The following is an 18,395-nucleotide window of genomic DNA, read 5'->3' as shown; positions in this document are numbered from 1 at the left end:
AGTAGTTACACAGCACCAACGAGTGGCCCTGTTTCTATTGGCCCACTCAGATAACAGGATTCGGCAGGCACACCATGCTTGTAGTGTATTTCTCCTCTGCTACGGGGAATACGGCAAAGTTCGTCGATAAGCTCGGGTTTCCCGCGCTGAGGATCCCGCTGCACAAGAGCGCAGACCCGCTCATCGTGCACGAGCCCTACGTGTTGATCTGCCCCACCTACGGCGGTGGGGTTTCTATCATGGGCCGCGAGCCCAAGCCCGTGCCTGTCCAGGTGATCCGCTTTCTCAATAATGAGCACAATCGCTCGCTCATCAGGGCTGTGATCGCTGGCGGGAATTCCAACTTTGGCACCGACTTCGGGGTGGCGGGGGATATCATCGCCGCCAAATGCCACGTGCCCTATGTGTACCGCTTCGAACTGATGGGCACCGATGAGGACGTACGCCTCGTGCAGCAAGGGCTCAGTGAGAACGCTGAGCAGCTCGGGCTGCGGCCAGTCTCTCAGCACACGGAGAATGCCAGCGGCTTCTAGAGTCAGTGTTCTAGGATGGCTAGGGGCGTGAGCTGTCACCGCGAAGAAAAGTACCAACAACAGCAATGACAGGTTGGCGCCGGCAGTGGCGCGCAACGAACATATTAAGACGTAAAGGAAACGATCAACTGTGGCCGAGATGGGAAAGAACGTGGCCGAACCGGTGCGCAAGGCAGATCAGCTGGACTATCACGCGCTCAACGCGATGCTGAATCTGTATGACGATGAGGGCAAGATCCAGTTTGATAAGGACCGCGAGGCGGCCAACCAGTTCTTCCTGCAGCACGTCAACCAGAACACTGTCTTCTTCCACAACCTGCGGGAGAAGCTCGATTATCTGCTCACGAATGACTACTACGAGCAGCACGTACTGGATAAGTGGGACTTCGCCTTCGTGAAGTCGCTCTTCAAGCGGGCCTATGCCAAGCGCTTCCGCTTCGAGACCTTCCTCGGGGCCTATAAGTACTACACCAGCTACACCCTCACCACCTTCGATGGTCGCCGCTACCTTGAGCGCTTCGAGGACCGGGTGTGCATGGTGGCTCTCACGCTCGCCGACGGCGATGAGCGGTTGGCGGAGATGCTGGTGGATGAGATCATGGGCGGCCGCTTCCAGCCTGCTACCCCCACCTTCCTCAACTCTGGCAAGGCCCAGCGCGGCGAACCGGTGTCCTGCTTCCTGCTGCGTATCGAGGACAACATGGAGTCCATCGGCCGCGCCATCAACTCCGCCCTGCAGCTGTCCAAGCGCGGCGGCGGCGTGGCGCTGCTGCTGTCCAACCTGCGTGAACAGGGCGCTCCCATTAAGAAGATCGAGAACCAGTCCTCCGGCGTGGTGCCGGTGATGAAACTGCTCGAGGATTCCTTCTCCTACGCCAACCAGCTGGGTGCCCGCCAGGGTGCGGGTGCGGTGTACCTGCACGCCCACCACCCGGACATCATGCGCTTTTTGGACACCAAGCGAGAGAACGCGGATGAGAAGATCCGCATCAAGACCCTCTCGCTTGGCGTGGTGATCCCCGATATCACTTTCGAGCTGGCGAAGAAGAACGATGATATGTACCTCTTCTCGCCCTATGACGTGGAGCGTATCTACGGCAAGCCCTTCGCCGATGTGTCCATTACCGAGCACTACGCGGAGATGGTGGAGGATCCGCGGATCCGCAAGACCAAGATCAACGCGCGTCAGTTCTTCCAGACGCTCGCCGAGATCCAGTTCGAATCCGGCTACCCCTACATCATGTTCGAGGACACGGTGAACAAGGCCAACCCCATCGATGGCCGCATCACCCATTCCAACCTGTGCTCCGAGATCCTGCAGATCTCCACCCCCTCGGAGTACAACGATGATCTCACCTACTCCCACATTGGCGAGGACATCTCCTGCAACCTCGGCTCGCTCAACATTGCCAAGACCGTGGACTCGCCGGACTTCTCCGCCACCATCGAGGCGGCCATCCGCGGGCTCACCGCGGTGTCGGAGCAAACCTCCATCGACTCGGTGCCGTCGATCCGCAAGGGCAATGACAACGCGCATGCGATCGGCCTGGGCCAGATGAACCTGCACGGTTTCTTGGGGCGCGAGCGCATCGAGTACGGCTCCGAGGAGGCACTGGACTTCACCAACGCCTACTTTGCCGCGGTGATGTACGAGTGCATCAAGGCCTCTAACCAGATTGCGAAGGAACGCGGCGAGCACTTCGCGAAGTTCGAGACCTCCGACTACGCCACCGGTGCATTCTTCGACCGCTACGATCCGGCCGACTTCGCGCCGCGCACCGAGCGTGTCAAGGAGATCTTCGCCAACTCCACCATTCACACCCCCACCGCCGAGGACTGGGCGGAGCTGAAGGAATCGGTGGCCACCTACGGCATGTTCAACCGCTACCTGCAGGCGGTGCCGCCGACCGGGTCGATCTCCTACATCAACAACTCCACCTCCTCGATCCACCCGATCGCCTCCAAGGTGGAGATCCGCAAGGAAGGCAAGATTGGTCGCGTCTACTACCCGGCGCCATATATGACCAACGACAACCTGGAGTACTACCAGGATGCCTACGAGATCGGCTATGAGAAGATCATCGACACCTACGCGGTAGCCACCAAGTATGTGGACCAAGGGCTCTCGCTCACGCTGTTCTTCAAGGACACCGCCACCACTCGCGATATCAACCGCGCCCAGATCTACGCCTGGCGCAAGGGGATTAAAACGATCTACTACATCCGCCTGCGCCAGACCGCGCTCACCGGCACCGAGGTGCAGGGCTGCGTGAGCTGCATGCTCTAAGTCCTAGCCGTCTCGGCCGCACCCCCTCGGGGTGCCCGCAGTTGGGAAGATCCCGCCAGCCCCACATCCCGCGTGAACTCGCGCCGGGAGTGGGGCTGGTGGCATGAAAAGGGGAGTTGGTGCCGTAAAAGGGGGAGAGCGCAGCTGCCCCCACTTTTTCTGGTGCTTTTCTGGTGCGCGGGCCGAAAGGGGCTAGGCTAACGAGCATGGCTGAGGCAGGATACCTAGTACCACAGAAGAAGGTGCGGCTGTCTGATCTGCGCACATACAAGGCAGAAGGCACCCGGTGGGCGATGCTCACCTCCTATGATTACTCCACCACCCGCGCCTTTGCGGCCGCGGGCATCGAATGCTTCCTCGTGGGCGATTCCGCGGCCAATGTGATTTTTGGCTATGACTCCACCACCCAGATCAGCCTCGACGAAATGGCTTTCCTCGCGGCCGGGGTAGTACGCGGTGCAGGCAAGGCGCTCGTCGTAGTAGATCTGCCCTTCGGCACCTACGAGGCCAGCGACGAACAGGCGGTGCGCTCTGCAACCGAGCTGATCCGCCGCAGCGGCGCGCACGTGGTCAAACTCGAAGGCGGCGAGCGCATGGCCCCGCGCATCGCGGCTCTGAGCCGCGCTGGGCTGGCCGTGTGCGCCCATGTGGGCTTTACCCCGCAGTCCGTGGACGCGCTCAGTGGATTCAAAGTGCAAGGAACCAGCGAGGACGCCGCCGCCCGCCTGCGCCGCGACGTGGAAGCAGTGGTGGATGCCGGGGCGGCGATGGTGGTGTTTGAGATGGTGCCCGCAGAGCTTGCTGCGGAGATTAGCGCCGCCTGCCCGATTCCCACCATTGGTATTGGCGCGGGCCCCCACACGGATGCCCAAGTGTTGGTGTGGCAGGACATGGCCGCCGTGCCCGCGGACAGTCGCCGCCCTCGTTTCGTGCAGAGCTTTGGTGAGGCTGGGCAGCTGCTCAGCGAGGCCGCCGCGGCCTATAAGAAAGCGGTGCGCGAGGGCAGTTTCCCAGCCGCCGAGCACTGCTTTTAAGGCCTTGTCTCGGGCGCGCTGCCTCGAGCACGCTCGGGTTTAGGAGTCTGCGAGTGCGGCGTTGTCGAGCAGCCGCGTGGTGCCCACTCGGGCGGCGATGAGTAGCCGCGCCGGACCGCTGGCTGGGGCGGGGCCGAGTGTAGGGTCGGTGAGGGTGATGTAATCCACCACGACCTCGGGGTGGCGGGCGCACACCTCCTGTGCCGCCTCTTCAGCGCGGGTATGGCCTGCGGCGCACCCCGCGGCAAGTGCTGCGGAAAGGGTGCGGGCCAGTGTGCGCTGTTCTGCGGAGAGATAACGATTGCGGGACGATAGCGCCACGCCATCTTCCTCGCGCACGATGGGGCAGCCGTGGATACGCACTGGCAGGTTGAGATCTGCAACCAGCTGTCGGATCAACACCAACTGCTGGTAGTCCTTCTCCCCGAAATAGGCGTCGGTGGCGCCGGTGATGGCGAAGAGCTTGGCCACTACGGTAAGCACCCCAGCGAAGTGGGTGGGGCGGGCCGCGCCTTCGAGCACCGTCCCCAGCGGTCCGGGGTGGATAAGGGTGCGTGGGCCCTGCGGGTACATCTCGGCGGGGGAGGGGGCAAAGACGATATCTGCGCCTGTTCCTGATAGTGCCGCCATGTCGGCGTCGAGAGTGCGGGGATAGGCATCGAGATCCTCGCCGGCGCCGAATTGGAGGGGGTTAACAAAGATGCTCACGATCACCAGCGCATCGGGCTGGGCGGCGGCACGATCCACTAGGGAAAGGTGCCCGCGGTGCAAGGCGCCCATGGTGGGAACCAGGGCCACGGGGCCGTCATGCTCGGCGAGACGGGCGCGCAACTGCGCAATGCTGTGAATCAGCTGGGGAGTTGAGGACATGAAAAAAGTTTAAACCGTGTCCGCCTGATCCACGTATGCGAGCATCCGAGTGCCATCGACGTGCGGAAACACCAGCCACATCCAGCCGAAAGTGGCCAGCCCAAGCAGGGCCGTGGCCCAGAGGGCGGCGGGTGCTGTTACCGGGGCGAGCATCAGGGCCAGCCACACCGGAAACAGGGGCATGAGCATGCCGGCGCGCGTGCGATACTCCATGCCGCGCTCCTCGAGGTAGCTGCGAATGCGCTGCCGGTAGGGGTGGGTGAAAATGAGCGCCACCCCGACACCGATGCACAGAACCATGGTTGCCACCTGCACCCCGCGGGGCAGGGAGGTGCTCAGCGCCGCCACCCCCAACCCAAAGAGCACCGAGGTGCCGAGACGCACGGGGGTGGGAGTGGGAATGGGGGTGGGCAGAGAACGCACTTCGCTTATCGACGGCATACCCCTAGGTTATCTAGCCCCTTCGCTGGCAGTGGAGCAGGGGGTGATAGCGACGGGGTTGACGGTCGCTGAGTGGCGGTGTTTACTAGCACTAGTAAGAACGAATGTTCGATACGCGAGGGTGTCGAACGGGCCGCAATAACGCACAAAAGGGGTGGGTGCTGTGAGTGCAGAAGGTGCACAGTGTCCTGATCTTAGTGCGCTGAGCCGTGAGCAAAAAGTGGCCGCGCTCCGGGCCCAGCTGGTGAGTATTCAGGGTGGGGAGTCCGCTTCCTCTACTGAGGTGGCTGGAGGAAAAGAGCAGGACAAAGCAGATAGTGTGGCGCTTCCGGCGGTGATAGCGGGGGTCATCTCCGGTGGTGGTTTGCCGCGTCGCGGGATCACGCTCGCCAGTGATTGCCCCGCCCTGCTGGTGTCTCTACTCGCCTATATCAGTGCCCATGGGCAGCGGTTGGCGCTTGTTGGCTGGGAGGATCTTCTCCTCGCCGAGGTGCTCGAAGAAGGTGGGGTATTAGAAAACATCATCGTGGTGCGCGGTGGGGGAGAAGATACCGTGCATATCGCTTCCGTGCTCGCTGAGGGGATGGATGTGGTGGTGGCCTATCTCCCTGAGCTCAGCGGTATGAGTGCGGCCGCGGAGCGAGCCTTGCGGGCTAAACTGCGCCGCGGGGACTGCGCCGTGGTTCTCATTGGCAGCCCCCAGTTGGTGTCGAATGCCGATATGCGGCTGGCCGCTATTCCGCGGCGCTTCCACGGAGTGGATGCCACCGGTCGCGGCCGGATCACGGGAGTGGATATTGATGTGCAGGTGCAGCAGCGAGGTTTGCCTGCGCGCACCGTGTGCTACGAGCTGCGCGGGGCTGGGCGCCCAGCAGGTGGGGTAGTGAGTGCTGCCGGCACGAGTGCAGAGATAGCGCAGTTGCAGGTGATCTAGGATGCGGGTGCTGGCATTGTGGTATCCCGACTGGCCGGCGCAGGTTCTTTCCCGCACCACGGGCAGTGGTCCAGATGTGCCCGTGGTGGTGCATGACGAGCAGCGCGTGTGGGTGGTCAATCATGCGGGGCGGCGCCGGGGAGTGGTGCGGGGCATGCGTCTACGCGCCGCCCAGATGATCTGCCCCGAAGCGCTCACCTCTGCCCGAGACGATACCGCCGATGGCGAGGCCTTCGCGGCGATTGTGGAATCCCTTTCGCAGGTGGCTGCCACCATTGAGGTCCTGCGACCTGGCCTAGTACTAGTGGCGGCCGATAGCCTAGCCCGCTACTACGGTTCGGAGGATCGCGCGGTCGATCTGGCCATGACGGCCGCCTCAGAGCAGGGCGTGGACCTGCGCACGGGGGTGGCCGATGAGCTGGCCACGGCCATCATCGCGGCCCGTGCCGGTCGCCTTGGGGCGGTGGTTCCCGCGGGTGGTGGTCGCGCGTTCCTACACCAAGTAGGGCTGGGTGTGATTGGGGCTGAATCGAGCCTCGGGATCGGGCCGGGGCTGGTGGGGCAGCTGGCAGAGATGGGAGTGCGCACCTGTGGGGAGCTAGTGGCCCTGCCGCGGGAGGCGGTAGCTACGCGTTTTTCCGCCGCGGGGATGCGGCTCTATGAGATCTGTGCCGCCGATACCTCCCGTCTCGTTGCGCCCGCCTTAGACGCGGGGCCGGGCGAAGCCGTGGTGTACACCCCGGAGGAGCCCATCATGCGTGTGGATCAGGCCGCCTTCATCGCCCGCTCGCTTGCGGCGCGGCTGCACGAGCAGCTCGCTGCGGCGGGTCAGGTATGCGTGCAGCTGAGCATTCAGGCCACCGTGGATGACGGCGCCACCCAGTTCACCCTCGAGCGGATATGGCGCACCTTCGCCCCGCTCGATGAGTCCGCCACCGCGGATAGGGTGCGTTGGCAGTTGGGTGGGTGGATCACCAGCCGGCAGCAACAGGCAGGCAGCGAAGAGGAGGGGCTTGGCGCTGGGATTGTGCAGCTGCAGCTGATCCCTATGGAAACGGAGCAGCCCAGTGCGGAAGCTGGTTTGTGGCAGGCCCTCGGCGATAGTACGCAGCGGGCTGAGCGGGCCGAGAAAGTGATCACGCGTGTGCAGTCACGCTATGGCACCGACACCGTGCTGCGTCCCTTCGACCAAGGAGGGCGGGGAGCGGAGGAACGCATCGGCTATGTGAGTAGTGGTGAGCACATTCCCGAAGCTGACACCGGTAGGTGGCCGGGGCGGCTACCTGCGCCGCTGCCCACTCGCCGCGGACCGGGATGGAATCATCCGGCCAGCAGAATAGGGCTTGTCGACGCCAACGGTGAGCCGGTGGTGTTGGTAGAAGATTTGCTTCTCAGTGCCGCTCCTGAGGTGGTGGTGTGGGGTTCGCGGCGGCTGCGAGTGAGCGGCTGGGCGGGGCCATGGCCGGTTGATGAGCAATGGTGGTCTGCCCAGCATGCGCAAGGCGGCGGTATTCACCCTGCGCATGCTCGGCTGCAGCTCACTGCCGGTGATGACAGCCGAGTCTATGGCTGGGTGTTGGTGTGGGTGCACGGGGCCTGGCGCATTGAGGCCAGCTACTGTTAAGCGTCGTGCGCGATATCGATAACGACGCGCTGCGGGTTTTTCAGCACGGTGACTGAAAAGGGGCGTTGAGCGCCGCTGAGGCCGATCACGAACTGGGTGCGGGCCTCGAAGGTGCCGGCGTCTTTTACTTCCTGCACAATGCCCTTGCCGGAGGAGTTTTTCCAGTCGAGGGGGTCGAACTCCTCGCCGAATTCCATGGGGTAGGCGGTGCCGGTGAGATCCACGTTGAGGTAGGTATCGCCGGCGACTTCAATGATGTGCCCGCTTGCTTGCTGGCGTGGCTCGGCCTTGTAGGCGGCATACCAGCCAGGGGTGCTATCGCCCTCGGCGTCGAGGTCAATGACCACGCGATCGAAACCCTTGTGGCGGCCCACCCGCACCGCGGTGGGCAGGACCTTGCCAGTGCCGCTGCCCCATTCCTCGTCCGAGGTGCGCTCTGCGGCGCTGAGCTTGCCCAGCGGTTTGATGCCGGGATCTTCATTCACCGGCTCGCGGTCGTCCGTGTCGTATTCGGCCGGCAGGGTAGTGGAGGAGGTGACAGTTTCGGTGGAGCGGGTACTGGAGGTGTCTTGGGCAGATGCGCTCGAGGTCTGCGAATCGGGTGCGCTATCAGAGCTACCGGGGGAGCAGCCTGCCACAGCGAGGGAGGTGGCCACGGCCAAGCAGGTGAGGGCACGGCCCAAACGACGGGAGAATACAGGGGTGTTCGTGGTGTTATTCATACTTCCACCCTACTAACTACATTGGGCTGCCGTGGCTGGGATGTGTCATGGGCGATACGGAATGGGGGTGGTAGGTGGCGTCGATAAGCATGCGTGCGGACATAGGTGCCGAGGCGCGAAGCAAGGGGCCACTAAGCTAGTGAATTATGACTGTGCGTGCACCCCGAGAAATCCCCACTGATGGTCGCTTGTCCTGCGAGCCGGAGCAGATGCGCTGCTCGGAGCTGCGGGAGGAATCTATTGAAGGCACGGCCAAGACCGGCCAGAAGTTTGTGCTCTTTGAGCATCACCAAGGCTGGAGTCACGATGTGCTCGATGGCGGCACTTTTGGCGGCGAGCTCAGCGGCAAGCTCACCTACTTCTTCGGGATGCATGACGCCTCCTTCCAGCTGATTCGCCCAGCAGGCAGGCCGAAGCCGCGCTGTCGCTACCGCGTGTTCATCATCTTCACCGGCAACGGTCTGCAGGCGCCGGTAGTAGAACGGTTGGAGGTGCGCTGCCCTCAAGATCTGCTGGAGCTTAACCTCGAGACACCGCTAGCCAATGGCGGGCAGAAGGTGACGCATCCACTGGCGCTGGTGTGCACCCACGGCAAGCGCGATCAGTGCTGTGCCATTAAGGGTCGGCCGCTGGCTGCGGAGCTGAGCGAGCGCTTCGACGAGGAATGGGTGTGGGAGACCTCGCACATGAAGGGGCACCGTTTCGCCGCCACCCTCATGCTCATGCCCTGGGGCTATTCCTATGCCTACATGGACGCTGAGCGCGCCACCGAGATGCTGGAGTCAGCGCAGCGTGGAGAGCTCTACCTGCCGCAGCTGCGCGGGCGCGGCTGTTTCGACGCCGCCGGCCAGGTGGCGGAAATCCTGGTGGCGCGCAGTTATGGCAGCCCCGAGATCGGCTCGCTTTATGTGGAGAAAGTGGATCTCACCGGCCACGACAGTGCGGAGAAAACGGTGCGAGAAGTGAGCCTGCCCGATGGGTCGAGCTATCACGTCTTCCTCGAGCGGCGACCAGCCGGGGAGATGATCCCGTCCTGCGGCAAGCCGGCGAAGAAAGCCCACAAGTGGGTGGGGCGTGTCCGGCGTGTTGTGGCTGAAAGCTAGGAAAAACACACGGGTGATGGGATGACGGCATAGGCTGTTATCTATGCCCGCACTCTTTCAGAAAAATCCCGCACGCATTGGAGTTCCGCCCCAGCCCGAGGGGGCCGAGTACCCGGATCATTTTCCCGAAGAGCTCGCCGAGGGTAGCCCGCAGCAGCTCAAGCAGGACCTTGAGGCGCTGATCGGTGAGGACAAGGTGCGCGCCCGCGCCCTTGACTTGGTGCGCTATGCCACCGATGCCAGCCCCTATCGGCGCTTCCCGCAGATCGTGGCTAGCCCCAGCAGCGAGCAGGACATCGCCGATCTCTTCGCCTATGCGCAGAAGAACAATCGCACGATCACCTTCCGCTCCGGTGGGTCCTCGCTCAATGGCCAAGCCCAGTCTGATGACATCCTGCTGGACGTGCGCGAGAACTTCCGCGGGCTCGTGGTACACCCCGAATCCGTCACGGTGCGCCCCGGCGAAGCCCTGGGTGGGGTACAGGCTGTGCTGTCTCGCTACGGGCGGGTGCTGGGGCCGGACCCGGCGTCGGCAAGCGTGGCAACGATCGGCGGAGTGCTGGCCAATAACGCCGGCGGGATGCGATGCAGCCTGGAAAAGGACTCCTACCACTGCGTCCAGGGGCTTAAGATTGTGCTGCCGAGCGGCACCATCATCGATACCCGCCTGCCCGATGCCGATGACACCCTCTGGCGGCTCGAGCCGGAGCTTGCCCAGGGACTGATCGATCTGCGCGACGAGATTCGCGCCGACGAGGCCCTTGTGGCGCGCCTGCGCACAAAATTCTCGATCCGCAACACCATCGGGCTGCGGCTCGACGCCTTCCTCGACGCAGACACCGCCAGCGGGATCCTCACCAAGCTGATGATCGGCTCCGAGGGCATCCTCGGATTCATCGCCGAAGCAGACATCGCCACCCTGCCCAAACCGCGCTACACCGCCGTGACCTGGGTGACCCTGCCCAGCTTGGAGCTCGCCGCCGACTACGTACACCGCCTCATGGAGGCAGGCGCCTTGGCCTGCGAACTGCTGGTCTCCCCGGTATTGAAGGGCTCGGTCGGCTCCTTCAAAGGGGCGCACGAGGAGTGGGCATCGCTTGACGACGACGCCTCGGCGCTTCTCCTCGAGGTGGGAGGAACCACCGAAGAAGAACGCGACGATGCCGTTGCGGCAGCCCAAGCCGTGCTGGCCGATGCAGAGCTCATCGCCCCGCTGCACTTCATGGAGGATGCAATCGACCAAGCCAATGCTTGGGAGATCCGCTCCGGGCTGATGCCGCTGCTCGGGCACCAGCGCCCTCAAAACTCCTCGCTCATCACCGAAGACGTGTGCTTCCCGCCGGCGCGCATCGGCGAAGCAGCCAAAGACCTCATGGAGCTGCTCCGAGAATATAACTACCCGCCCTCGGTGATGGGGCACGCCGCCTTCGGCAACCTGCACTTCTTCATGACTCCCTCCTTCGGCTCCTCCGCCGAGGTGCGCCGCTACGACCAGTTCATCGAAGAGATGACGGAACTAGTGCTTGGCAAATACGACGGCTCCCTCAAGGCCGAGCACGGCACCGGGCTGAACATGGCCCCGCTGGTGGAACGCGAATGGGGCAGCCAAGCCTTCGAACTCATGTGGCGCGTCAAGCGACTCATCGACCCCACCGGCATTCTCGCCCCCGACGTGCAACTCACCCGCAACGCTGAGGTGCACCTGCAAGACTTCAAATCCACCCCCGCTATCGAAGCCATCGCCAACGCCTGTATCGAATGCGGCTTCTGCGAGGAGGTGTGCCCCTCGCGGCATGTCACCACCACCCCGCGCCAGCGGATCGTGCTGCGCCGCGAAATGGCGCGCCAGCCCGCCGGGTCGCGGATGCTGGGCGCGCTCATCGACGAGTACGGCTACGACGCCATCGACATGTGCGCCGCGGACTCCAGCTGCGCCATCGCCTGCCCGCTGCGCATCGACACCGGCAAAATGATGAAGCTGTTCCGCGAACTCGAAAACGGCCAGATTGCCAATAAGGTGGCGCTGACCCTCGCCAAAAACTGGGCCGCAGTAGAAACCGCCGCCCGCGCCGGGCTGAGCGCCCAAGACGCAGTGAAGAAGGTAGTGGGAGACAGCCTCGGCGCCCGCTCGGTGTCCATTGCCACCGGGTTGATGCGCTCCATCATGGATAACGATCTCGTGCCCTCCGCCGAGCATGGCCTATCTCGCGGGGCTGCTGCGTTGCCTTCGGGGTGTGATTTGTCCTCGGCCGACGCAGTGTACTTCCCAGCCTGCGTGAACCGCATGTTCGGTCGCTCAGGCGACGGTGCCTCCCTGCCAGAAACCCTCATGGCACTCTCTCGGCGCGCCGGACAGAAGGTGGCGCTTCCCAACGATGTGGCCGGCACCTGCTGCACCACCCCCTTTAGCTCTAAGGGGTTTAAGGATGCGAAGACCTACATGGCCCGCCGCACCGCCGAGAAGCTCTGGGAGTGGTCCCGCCACGGCGACATCCCCGTGATCGTGGACGCCTCCAGCTGCACCCACGGCATCATTTCCGGCATCCCCGACTGCCTCGACGGCGAGCTTGCAGAAAACTTCGCCCGCATCGAGATCCTCGACTCCACCCAATGGGCCGCCCGCCTGATCGAGCACCTCACCCCCACCAAGCGCCTCGGCCGGGTGGCCGTGCACCCGAACTGCTCACTGGCCCACATGGAACTCAGTGAAACCCTCGTCACGGTGGCCGACTTCGCCGCCAACGAAGCCTTCATACCCCGCGGCGCAGGATGCTGCGGCACCGCCGGCGACCGCGGCATGCTCCACCCTGAGCTTCTCGACGCGGCCACCCGCGACGAACGCATCGGCCTAGCCGAAGCCGAGGCCCACGGACGAGTAGACGCCTACGTATCCTCCAACCGCACCTGCGAGCTCGGAATGGAACAAATCACCGGCCGCAACTACGAGCACGTGCTGTACCTGTTGGATGAGGTGACGCGGTAGGGAGTTGGGTACCAAGCGGCCCGGCTCCACACACGTGAATTTTGCTGTTCTGTGGGGCCGCAGCAGCTTGGCGTAAAGGGAACGCGTTGAGCTCTTTCCAGGTGGGCTACATTGGCGTCCTGCGGGGTCCACATATGTGGCGAGTAGGGGGCTGGGGCTGATGCGCGGCCAATTCACGGAGAGGGCGTGGAAGGGCGACATAGCTCGACGAACCGCAGACGCCTTTTGCGTGGACCACTCCTCTGCCTTGAAGCGATCGGGGCGTGGGCGAGGTGGAATTATTCGGGGGTTCAGTTCGATATACCCCTGATAGACTTCGGCGAAGCTTACATTCCGCTGGCCGCATGCTGGGGTTAAGTTCGATATACCCCTGATAGACTTCCCGACCCGTTCGCTGCAGTCAAGATCGCGCTGGGGTTCAGTTCGATATACCCCTGATAGACTTCTGGGTACAAGTCACCGGCTTCGGCAAACGCTGGGGTTCAGTTCGATATACCCCTGATAGACTTCCATCTTCACCAGAAACTCGACCGGAATCGCTGGGGTTCAGTTCGATATACCCCTGATAGACTTCCCCACCGAGAAGCAGCGCGCCTACATCCGCTGGGGTTCAGTTCGATATACCCCTGATAGACTTCTCCAACTCGCGTAGCTCGTGCTCCCCGGGCTGGGGTTCAGTTCGATATACCCCTGATAGACTTCGACGCGGGACATGATCGACGGCACCGTCGCTGGGGTTCAGTTCGATATACCCCTGATAGACTTCCAACGAACCTCGCGGCCACGGTCACCACGCTGGGGTTCAGTTCGATATACCCCTGATAGACTTCCACCGCGACTACCGCGATAAGTGACTGCGCTGGGGTTCAGTTCGATATACCCCTGATAGACTTCTCTTCGACATGTAGGCCTGCGCATACCCGCTGGGGTTCAGTTCGATATACCCCTGATAGACTTCAGAGGCACGTTCTTGATCCCATCGGTCAGCTGGGGTTCAGTTCGATATACCCCTGATAGACTTCCGCCGTCCCCTGAGCTGCGTAAGCTACTGCTGGGGTTCAGTTCGATATACCCCTGATAGACTTCAGTCAGGCTCAGAAATAGGGCTTGAGCTGGGGTATTTTCTGCGTTCCGATTTAAAAAATTGTGAGTTGCGAGGGGGTTTCCTCGGCCGCTTGCTCTTTGCGGCTCGAAAAACGGATCGCCTTTGACCACTGGTGGTCTGTCACGGATAGGATGCGAACCTCTCCACCTGCAGGAAGCTGCGCTTTGACCTGTTTCACTACTGTGCTGAGACGGGCAGCCAGTGGAAAATACTGCACGTACACGCTGAATTGTGCTCGGCAGAAACCGAGATCGAATAAGCGATTACGGAAGCGATTAGCCTCCCTACGCTGGTTCTTAGTTTGAACCGGAAGATCAAACATCACGACACACCACACGGGCTCACTGTCCTTCGCTGGCACTGATCTGCCCCTCCCAACGCGGCACCTGCAGTCGATCGACCGTTCCTTCTACGTATAAACCAAACTGTTGGGCAAAGTCGTCAAAGACTGTGGCGACACTCTGGCCGGCACTGTTGAAGGCTTGAGCGTGGAGAAACGATGAAATGCGGTGCTTGTAATCAGCAGAGAGGGGAGAGGTTGGTCTAAGTACAGAAAACACAAACTGATCAACGAATGGGCGGAAGGGCTCCATGAGATCGTCGACCAGAGCGAAGGAGTTGGCGCGACCATGGTGGAATACACCGAGTGTCCCAGCAAGACCAGCGCCAGCTACTGCCCGCATGCCGGTGCCTCTGAGAAGTGTGTAACCGTAGTCGAGCGCAGAGTTAAACCCGTCCGAACTAGTGCCGGGTTGTCGTCTGAAATTCGGTTCTTCCGCTAGGGCCCTCCAGTAGGCTCTTGCGGCCACTGCCTCCTTGTTGTCTACATCGCCCGAGCGAACGTTTCGGCTGAGCTTCATCAAGAGTTCAGTGTTCTGTCTGTTCAGAGCCCGTGCTACGGCTGCTTGGCCATGAATCTTTGCGCTTACGATTCGCGCCCACGCCTGCTTACGCCGAGGCTGGGATAGTGAGGCCTGTGATTGCTGGCGCGCGCCAATGCGTGTGTGCTCATTCCAAGGATTAGCCCCAGCCACAGGTACCCCGCGCCAGTCAGTGATTATGAGTGCGATGTCATATTCACTGAGCTTTGAGAAAACTGCGCCGGATATGTTCACCTTTGTGCCTATGATGACGACCGCGATGTGGCTCAACGGAATATTGACAGGCTCTGCCGCGGTGTCCGGCTGGATAGAAAGCTGACCGCGGCGATAGCGAACACTCCCCTCGAGGTTCGAGCAGTCTACAACTCTCCAGCCGGAATGCATGTTAGCGCACCTTCCAAGAGACCGGCAGGTGAGCTGCGCTAGACAGGCGTACGCGTCCAAGCGAGTCGCGGCGAATGATCTTTGCCTGACCGGTGCCGAAGACAACGTTGATTGATGGGAGCCAACCTGGTCGATCGACAATTTTTTGCACAACATCGGGCATTTGGGGATCTATGCCTTCAGCGCTCATGAGGAGCGGGCGCAGTCGGAGCCTACTCTCGCTATAGAACCCATCGAGTCGCCAGCGTGATACCGGACCGAAGACGGTCTGAAACTCGCCGATGTGTCCTGTTGTGAAACTGGATGTGTCAATCACCAGCTCGTCATCTACTACGAGCCACCCAAGATAATCTGCGGTGCCTTCTGCAAGTGCCTTGCGTAGCTTAGGTTCTGCTTGGCGGGCAGAGATGCTTTGGGGTTTGATCTCGACAGAGAATAGATCTTCGTCCCGATGGTCGAGAAGGTCCACGTTATAGACACGTAGCATCGCGTAGGACGGTTTCTTTCCGCCCGTGATTTTATAGATGCGCGCGTGGTGGAATCTGCTCAGTTCGGCGTATCCCCCGCGAACCTTGATGCAACCCGCTCCGACTGGGAATACTTTGATATTGTCATCGGCATCGAACCATGAACCGTGAACCCGAATGCGCCTGTCTGGGTTAGCAGGAAGCCCGTTTTTGGGGTCAAAGTCGGGTTCGCGGGTAAGCGCACACCAAAGGGCCTCTGAGGATGCTCGGTCGATGTCGGTGGCGGAAATTTCATTGCCGAGACGAATGGTTTTGAGCGCTCCGATGGTATCTTCGTGCGCGCGTCCATTACCCAAACGCAGTCGTAGGTTAGAAGTGACTACGATTCGATCCTTGTCGAGTGCTTGTTGGAGCATGAGTGCGAGCTTGCGCACTTTAGGCACCCAAGAGTTCCAAGCAGCACGGTGAGCATCATCGGCGCCTGTGTACTCTTTCCACTGATGAGGAGCGTTGTTAATAAAGGCAGCTTGGCGTTTGTTGGCTCGCTCAGCCAGGGTCTGAGCAACATAGGGGGTGGTGAAAGCAATGATCGCAGCATCAACGGCATGGTGCCGGCGGTCAAAGCGAGTTTTCCCAGGCCCATCGATAAAGCGCAAACGCTTGTGGATACCAGATGCTCTTCGTGCTTCAGCGGTGAGTGCGCCGCGGTACACGCTAACGTTCGTTCCCGAGTCGCGGAAGTGCTGGGCAACGCGTCCACGCACCTCATTAGCCATCCAAGCCACAGACTCGATGGAGCGTGAGTCTAGAGGCTCATCGGAGTGAGTTCTCTTCAAACGCTCACACACTGCGCTGCGGAACTTGTTAAAGTCGGATTTCTTCTGACCGGGATCGGGAAGCCAGAATTTGGTGCGCTCGAGAGCCTCCCTGAGTGAAACACCCGGTATGGTGCAGGTCTGTGCCCAAACCGCAAAGGGAATGTTCTTTTTCGCGAGATTGCAACGATGACATACGGCAACCAAGTTCTCCCGTACGTTGGTTGAGCCCTGTCCAGCGCGCGGCACAATATGGTCCATCTCACAGTTGGAAAAGGTGATGGGCGAGCCACAATAGGCGCATTGCTCGTTCTGGCGCTGGAGGGACTGGTATCGCCATAGATCAGATCGCCGCACCGCGCCATCGATGTTGAGTTTCTCCTGCATTTCGGCGTAGAGCTTGAGGTTTCTCTTATGGCGGCGGTCGTTCTCGCGACTGATCTCCCGAGCCACGTTTTCACTGGAGAAGCCGTCGCGGACATGTTCAATCACGATGGATTCGGGTGCGCCCCACTCGGCTTCAGCGGCTTCCAGCCAGCGTGCAAGCCCCTTGAGAACCCTGTCGACGGCAGGGTTTCCCACTGGTTCACCGATACGAGGCTTCGGTGGAGTCCAGTCCTCCGAGACTCCAAATTCTGCGCGACGCGCCTCATATAGGTCCATGTTCTCTGACTGCATCCAAGCAGTTAGTCGTGAAAGAGTGTCTTCGCTGTAGGCCGCACGGCCAATAGGAAGATGAAGGGCATCGAGCTTTTGGTGGTCATCTTCCTCTAAGCCCGCGAAAAACGCCTGCACTGCGGCACCAGGCTTGGAGTCAAAGTTAGGTGCCGCGGAGTACGACAGCGCCTTGAGCATCTCGGCGCGGTGATCGGGGTCTGCTGCTGTCCACCAGTGAGTGAGAGGCTTAACCTTGCAGCGTGCAATAACCCGGTTGGTTTCGTGCACCGGAGGTCTAGCGCCGGCGCGCTCGCCATCGTCGGTAATGGTTGCAGTGCCACGCAGTCGCCCGCGATCCACGGACAGAATCTCGGCAACATCGAGCCACGAGGGTTCTTTGTTGGCCGGCATATTGATCAGATGGTCAAAGACCAAGGAGCGTTCCTCGGCCGTGAGTCGCCGTTGGGTCTTATCGGATTGCCGGATACGGAGATTTCCGATCAAGGCAGCAACACGATAACGCTGGAAGTTATCGGAGGCTTTGAGAGCGCGATACTTGGTGGGCTGCAAGGGATCCTTACCCACACGTCCCGCTTGTGCCCCCTTGGGTGATTCCGCAGCGAAGACAAGATCAATGATCTTCTTACGCAGGCCGTCGTCGATTTTTTGGACGCGGCAGATCTCATTGATCTCGCGGGCATGGTCGCTTTGCTGGAGACGAGCGGAGATAACGGCCTGTTTGGCGTGATCTGGGTTCTTGAGATCCTTCTTTTTGCCGCCACCACGGAGACGATCGCGGCCGAACTGTGCGAAGGATATGAGCTGCCCCACGGTGGCGTCGCAGGGGATAGGGTGGCCGATGCGCTTGCTCAAGCCTTCGCGAATCTCGTTGAACGCATCGCTGGGTTCGCCGGGCGAATACAGGCTGGAGGTTGAGTGGTAGGGGTTTCGCCACCCGCGGTGATTAGCAATATGGCGTAGGGCTATCGATAGATATTCCCCGCGTTGCTCTGAATCGGCAATAAAGCCGTTAACGAGCGCTACTCGCGCCGTCCACGGTAGATACGGATCTGTATATTGCTCGAACGGGACAGTTTTCCACCCTTGAGCGCATAAGAACTTTTCGAGCTTTATTGTGCGGCGCTTACGACGCCGGTAGAGGCGCCGAGTACGGCGGGCAATGCCAGAGACCGCGAGGCGGGTGGTGGCGGATTTGTTCGAGTCTGGATCAATCCCGGAATCGTGGATAAAAGAAATGGTGTTCAACAGCTGGATGGGATTTCCAGCATCATCGACTTCGATAGCGGCGCATCCGAGTGAGTACGATCCAACATCGATGCCCACGAGATACTTCGTAGCCATGAGGGCCTCCTAGATATGAAAAGAGCCGGACCCGAAGGTCCGGCTGGAGCATTCCGCAACCGGAAACTAGCCGGTGCTTACTGAGGTTCAGTTCGACTTTGATTTTAACACCAATACTGTCTGTGTGTCAGTAAATTGACTACGGACCACCCCTATATGGAGGTGGGGTGGGCTTCGTAAAATCGGCAGGAGT

The 18,395-nt window shown here is 61.1% G+C and carries 13 protein-coding genes and 1 CRISPR repeat array; of the genes, 7 read left to right on the top strand and 6 right to left on the bottom strand.

Going from position 1 to position 18,395, the window contains the following annotated elements:
* Positions 1-74: 74 nt before the first annotated feature.
* The 3 genes from nrdI (at position 75) to panB (ending at position 3,854) form a co-directional block, all read left to right on the top strand.
* A complete protein-coding gene (nrdI, locus tag CCICO_RS09300) occupies positions 75-533 on the top strand; it encodes a class Ib ribonucleoside-diphosphate reductase assembly flavoprotein NrdI (RefSeq protein ID WP_018020495.1) in 459 nt (152 codons plus the stop codon).
* Between the two features lie 139 nt (positions 534-672).
* Positions 673-2,820, top strand: coding sequence for a class 1b ribonucleoside-diphosphate reductase subunit alpha (nrdE, locus tag CCICO_RS09295; protein ID WP_208854334.1), 2,148 nt, complete (start codon positions 673-675; stop codon positions 2,818-2,820).
* A 206-nt stretch (positions 2,821-3,026) separates the two neighbouring features.
* Positions 3,027-3,854 carry a 3-methyl-2-oxobutanoate hydroxymethyltransferase gene (gene panB, locus CCICO_RS09290; RefSeq protein ID WP_018020493.1) on the top strand — a complete coding sequence of 276 codons (828 nt, stop codon included), beginning with the start codon at positions 3,027-3,029 and terminating at the stop codon, positions 3,852-3,854.
* A gap of 39 nt (positions 3,855-3,893) precedes the next feature.
* Here the strand turns inward: panB and panC are convergent, their stop codons facing one another.
* Together panC and CCICO_RS09280 are read right to left on the bottom strand one after the other, a co-directional pair.
* Entirely contained in the window at positions 3,894-4,724 is an 831-nt protein-coding gene (gene panC, locus CCICO_RS09285) for a pantoate--beta-alanine ligase (RefSeq protein WP_018020492.1), read from the bottom strand.
* A 9-nt stretch (positions 4,725-4,733) separates the two neighbouring features.
* A complete protein-coding gene (locus CCICO_RS09280) occupies positions 4,734-5,165 on the bottom strand; it encodes a hypothetical protein (protein WP_018020491.1) in 432 nt (143 codons plus the stop codon).
* Between the two features lie 163 nt (positions 5,166-5,328).
* Here CCICO_RS09280 and imuA' point away from each other — a divergent pair, with 163 nt between their 5' ends.
* Positions 5,329-6,099, top strand: coding sequence for a DnaE2-dependent mutagenesis accessory factor ImuA' (gene imuA', locus CCICO_RS09275; protein ID WP_040358004.1), 771 nt, complete (start codon positions 5,329-5,331; stop codon positions 6,097-6,099).
* Position 6,100: 1 nt separating this feature from the next.
* A complete protein-coding gene (locus tag CCICO_RS09270; protein ID WP_026161590.1) occupies positions 6,101-7,723 on the top strand; it encodes a Y-family DNA polymerase in 1,623 nt (540 codons plus the stop codon).
* On the opposite strand, the gene CCICO_RS09265 is transcribed toward CCICO_RS09270, so the two are convergent.
* Positions 7,720-8,445, bottom strand: coding sequence for an AMIN-like domain-containing (lipo)protein (locus CCICO_RS09265; RefSeq protein WP_018020488.1), 726 nt, complete (start codon positions 8,443-8,445; stop codon positions 7,720-7,722). The two genes, CCICO_RS09270 and CCICO_RS09265, sit on opposite strands and share 4 nt — an antisense overlap.
* Before the next feature lie 146 nt (positions 8,446-8,591).
* On the opposite strand from CCICO_RS09265, the gene CCICO_RS09260 reads away from it, so the two are divergent.
* Positions 8,592-9,548, top strand: a complete 957-nt coding sequence (locus CCICO_RS09260) for a ferredoxin family protein (RefSeq protein WP_018020487.1) — start codon at positions 8,592-8,594, stop codon at positions 9,546-9,548.
* A gap of 43 nt (positions 9,549-9,591) precedes the next feature.
* Positions 9,592-12,531 carry an FAD-binding and (Fe-S)-binding domain-containing protein gene (locus CCICO_RS09255; protein WP_018020486.1) on the top strand — a complete coding sequence of 980 codons (2,940 nt, stop codon included), beginning with the start codon at positions 9,592-9,594 and terminating at the stop codon, positions 12,529-12,531.
* Positions 12,532-12,813: 282 nt separating this feature from the next.
* A CRISPR array of direct repeats spans positions 12,814-13,617; the repeat unit is 36 nt; unit sequence GCTGGGGTTCAGTTCGATATACCCCTGATAGACTTC.
* 50 nt (positions 13,618-13,667) lie between these two features.
* Here the strand turns inward: CCICO_RS09255 and cas2 are convergent.
* Genes cas2 through cas9 form a run of 3 tightly spaced genes read right to left on the bottom strand, consistent with a single transcriptional unit; the run spans position 13,668 to position 18,202 of the window.
* Positions 13,668-13,973 carry a CRISPR-associated endonuclease Cas2 gene (gene cas2, locus CCICO_RS09250; RefSeq protein ID WP_018020047.1) on the bottom strand — a complete coding sequence of 102 codons (306 nt, stop codon included), beginning with the start codon at positions 13,971-13,973 and terminating at the stop codon, positions 13,668-13,670.
* A 4-nt stretch (positions 13,974-13,977) separates the two neighbouring features.
* Positions 13,978-14,901, bottom strand: a complete 924-nt coding sequence (gene cas1, locus CCICO_RS09245) for a type II CRISPR-associated endonuclease Cas1 (protein WP_018020048.1) — start codon at positions 14,899-14,901, stop codon at positions 13,978-13,980.
* A 1-nt stretch (position 14,902) separates the two neighbouring features.
* On the bottom strand, positions 14,903-18,202 hold the full coding sequence (gene cas9, locus CCICO_RS09240; protein ID WP_018020049.1) for a type II CRISPR RNA-guided endonuclease Cas9: 3,300 nt from the start codon (positions 18,200-18,202) through the stop codon (positions 14,903-14,905).
* Positions 18,203-18,395 lie beyond the last annotated feature (193 nt).

It is taken from the genome of Corynebacterium ciconiae DSM 44920 (assembly GCF_030440575.1).
Classification (GTDB): domain Bacteria; phylum Actinomycetota; class Actinomycetes; order Mycobacteriales; family Mycobacteriaceae; genus Corynebacterium; species Corynebacterium ciconiae.
Note: the sequence above shows the minus strand (reverse complement) of the source record. Positions and strands in the feature narration are given on the sequence as shown.

Coding starts and splice junctions, on each gene's coding strand:
- CCICO_RS09280 (WP_018020491.1), bottom strand. CDS start 5,165: ATGCCGTCGATAAGCGAAGTGCGTTCTCTGCCCACCCCCATTCCCACT.
- panC (WP_018020492.1), bottom strand. CDS start 4,724: ATGTCCTCAACTCCCCAGCTGATTCACAGCATTGCGCAGTTGCGCGCC.
- cas9 (WP_018020049.1), bottom strand. CDS start 18,202: ATGGCTACGAAGTATCTCGTGGGCATCGATGTTGGATCGTACTCACTC.
- CCICO_RS09265 (WP_018020488.1), bottom strand. CDS start 8,445: ATGAATAACACCACGAACACCCCTGTATTCTCCCGTCGTTTGGGCCGT.
- panB (WP_018020493.1), top strand. CDS start 3,027: ATGGCTGAGGCAGGATACCTAGTACCACAGAAGAAGGTGCGGCTGTCT.
- CCICO_RS09270 (WP_026161590.1), top strand. CDS start 6,101: ATGCGGGTGCTGGCATTGTGGTATCCCGACTGGCCGGCGCAGGTTCTT.
- cas1 (WP_018020048.1), bottom strand. CDS start 14,901: ATGCATTCCGGCTGGAGAGTTGTAGACTGCTCGAACCTCGAGGGGAGT.
- nrdE (WP_208854334.1), top strand. CDS start 673: ATGGGAAAGAACGTGGCCGAACCGGTGCGCAAGGCAGATCAGCTGGAC.
- nrdI (WP_018020495.1), top strand. CDS start 75: ATGCTTGTAGTGTATTTCTCCTCTGCTACGGGGAATACGGCAAAGTTC.
- CCICO_RS09255 (WP_018020486.1), top strand. CDS start 9,592: ATGCCCGCACTCTTTCAGAAAAATCCCGCACGCATTGGAGTTCCGCCC.
- CCICO_RS09260 (WP_018020487.1), top strand. CDS start 8,592: ATGACTGTGCGTGCACCCCGAGAAATCCCCACTGATGGTCGCTTGTCC.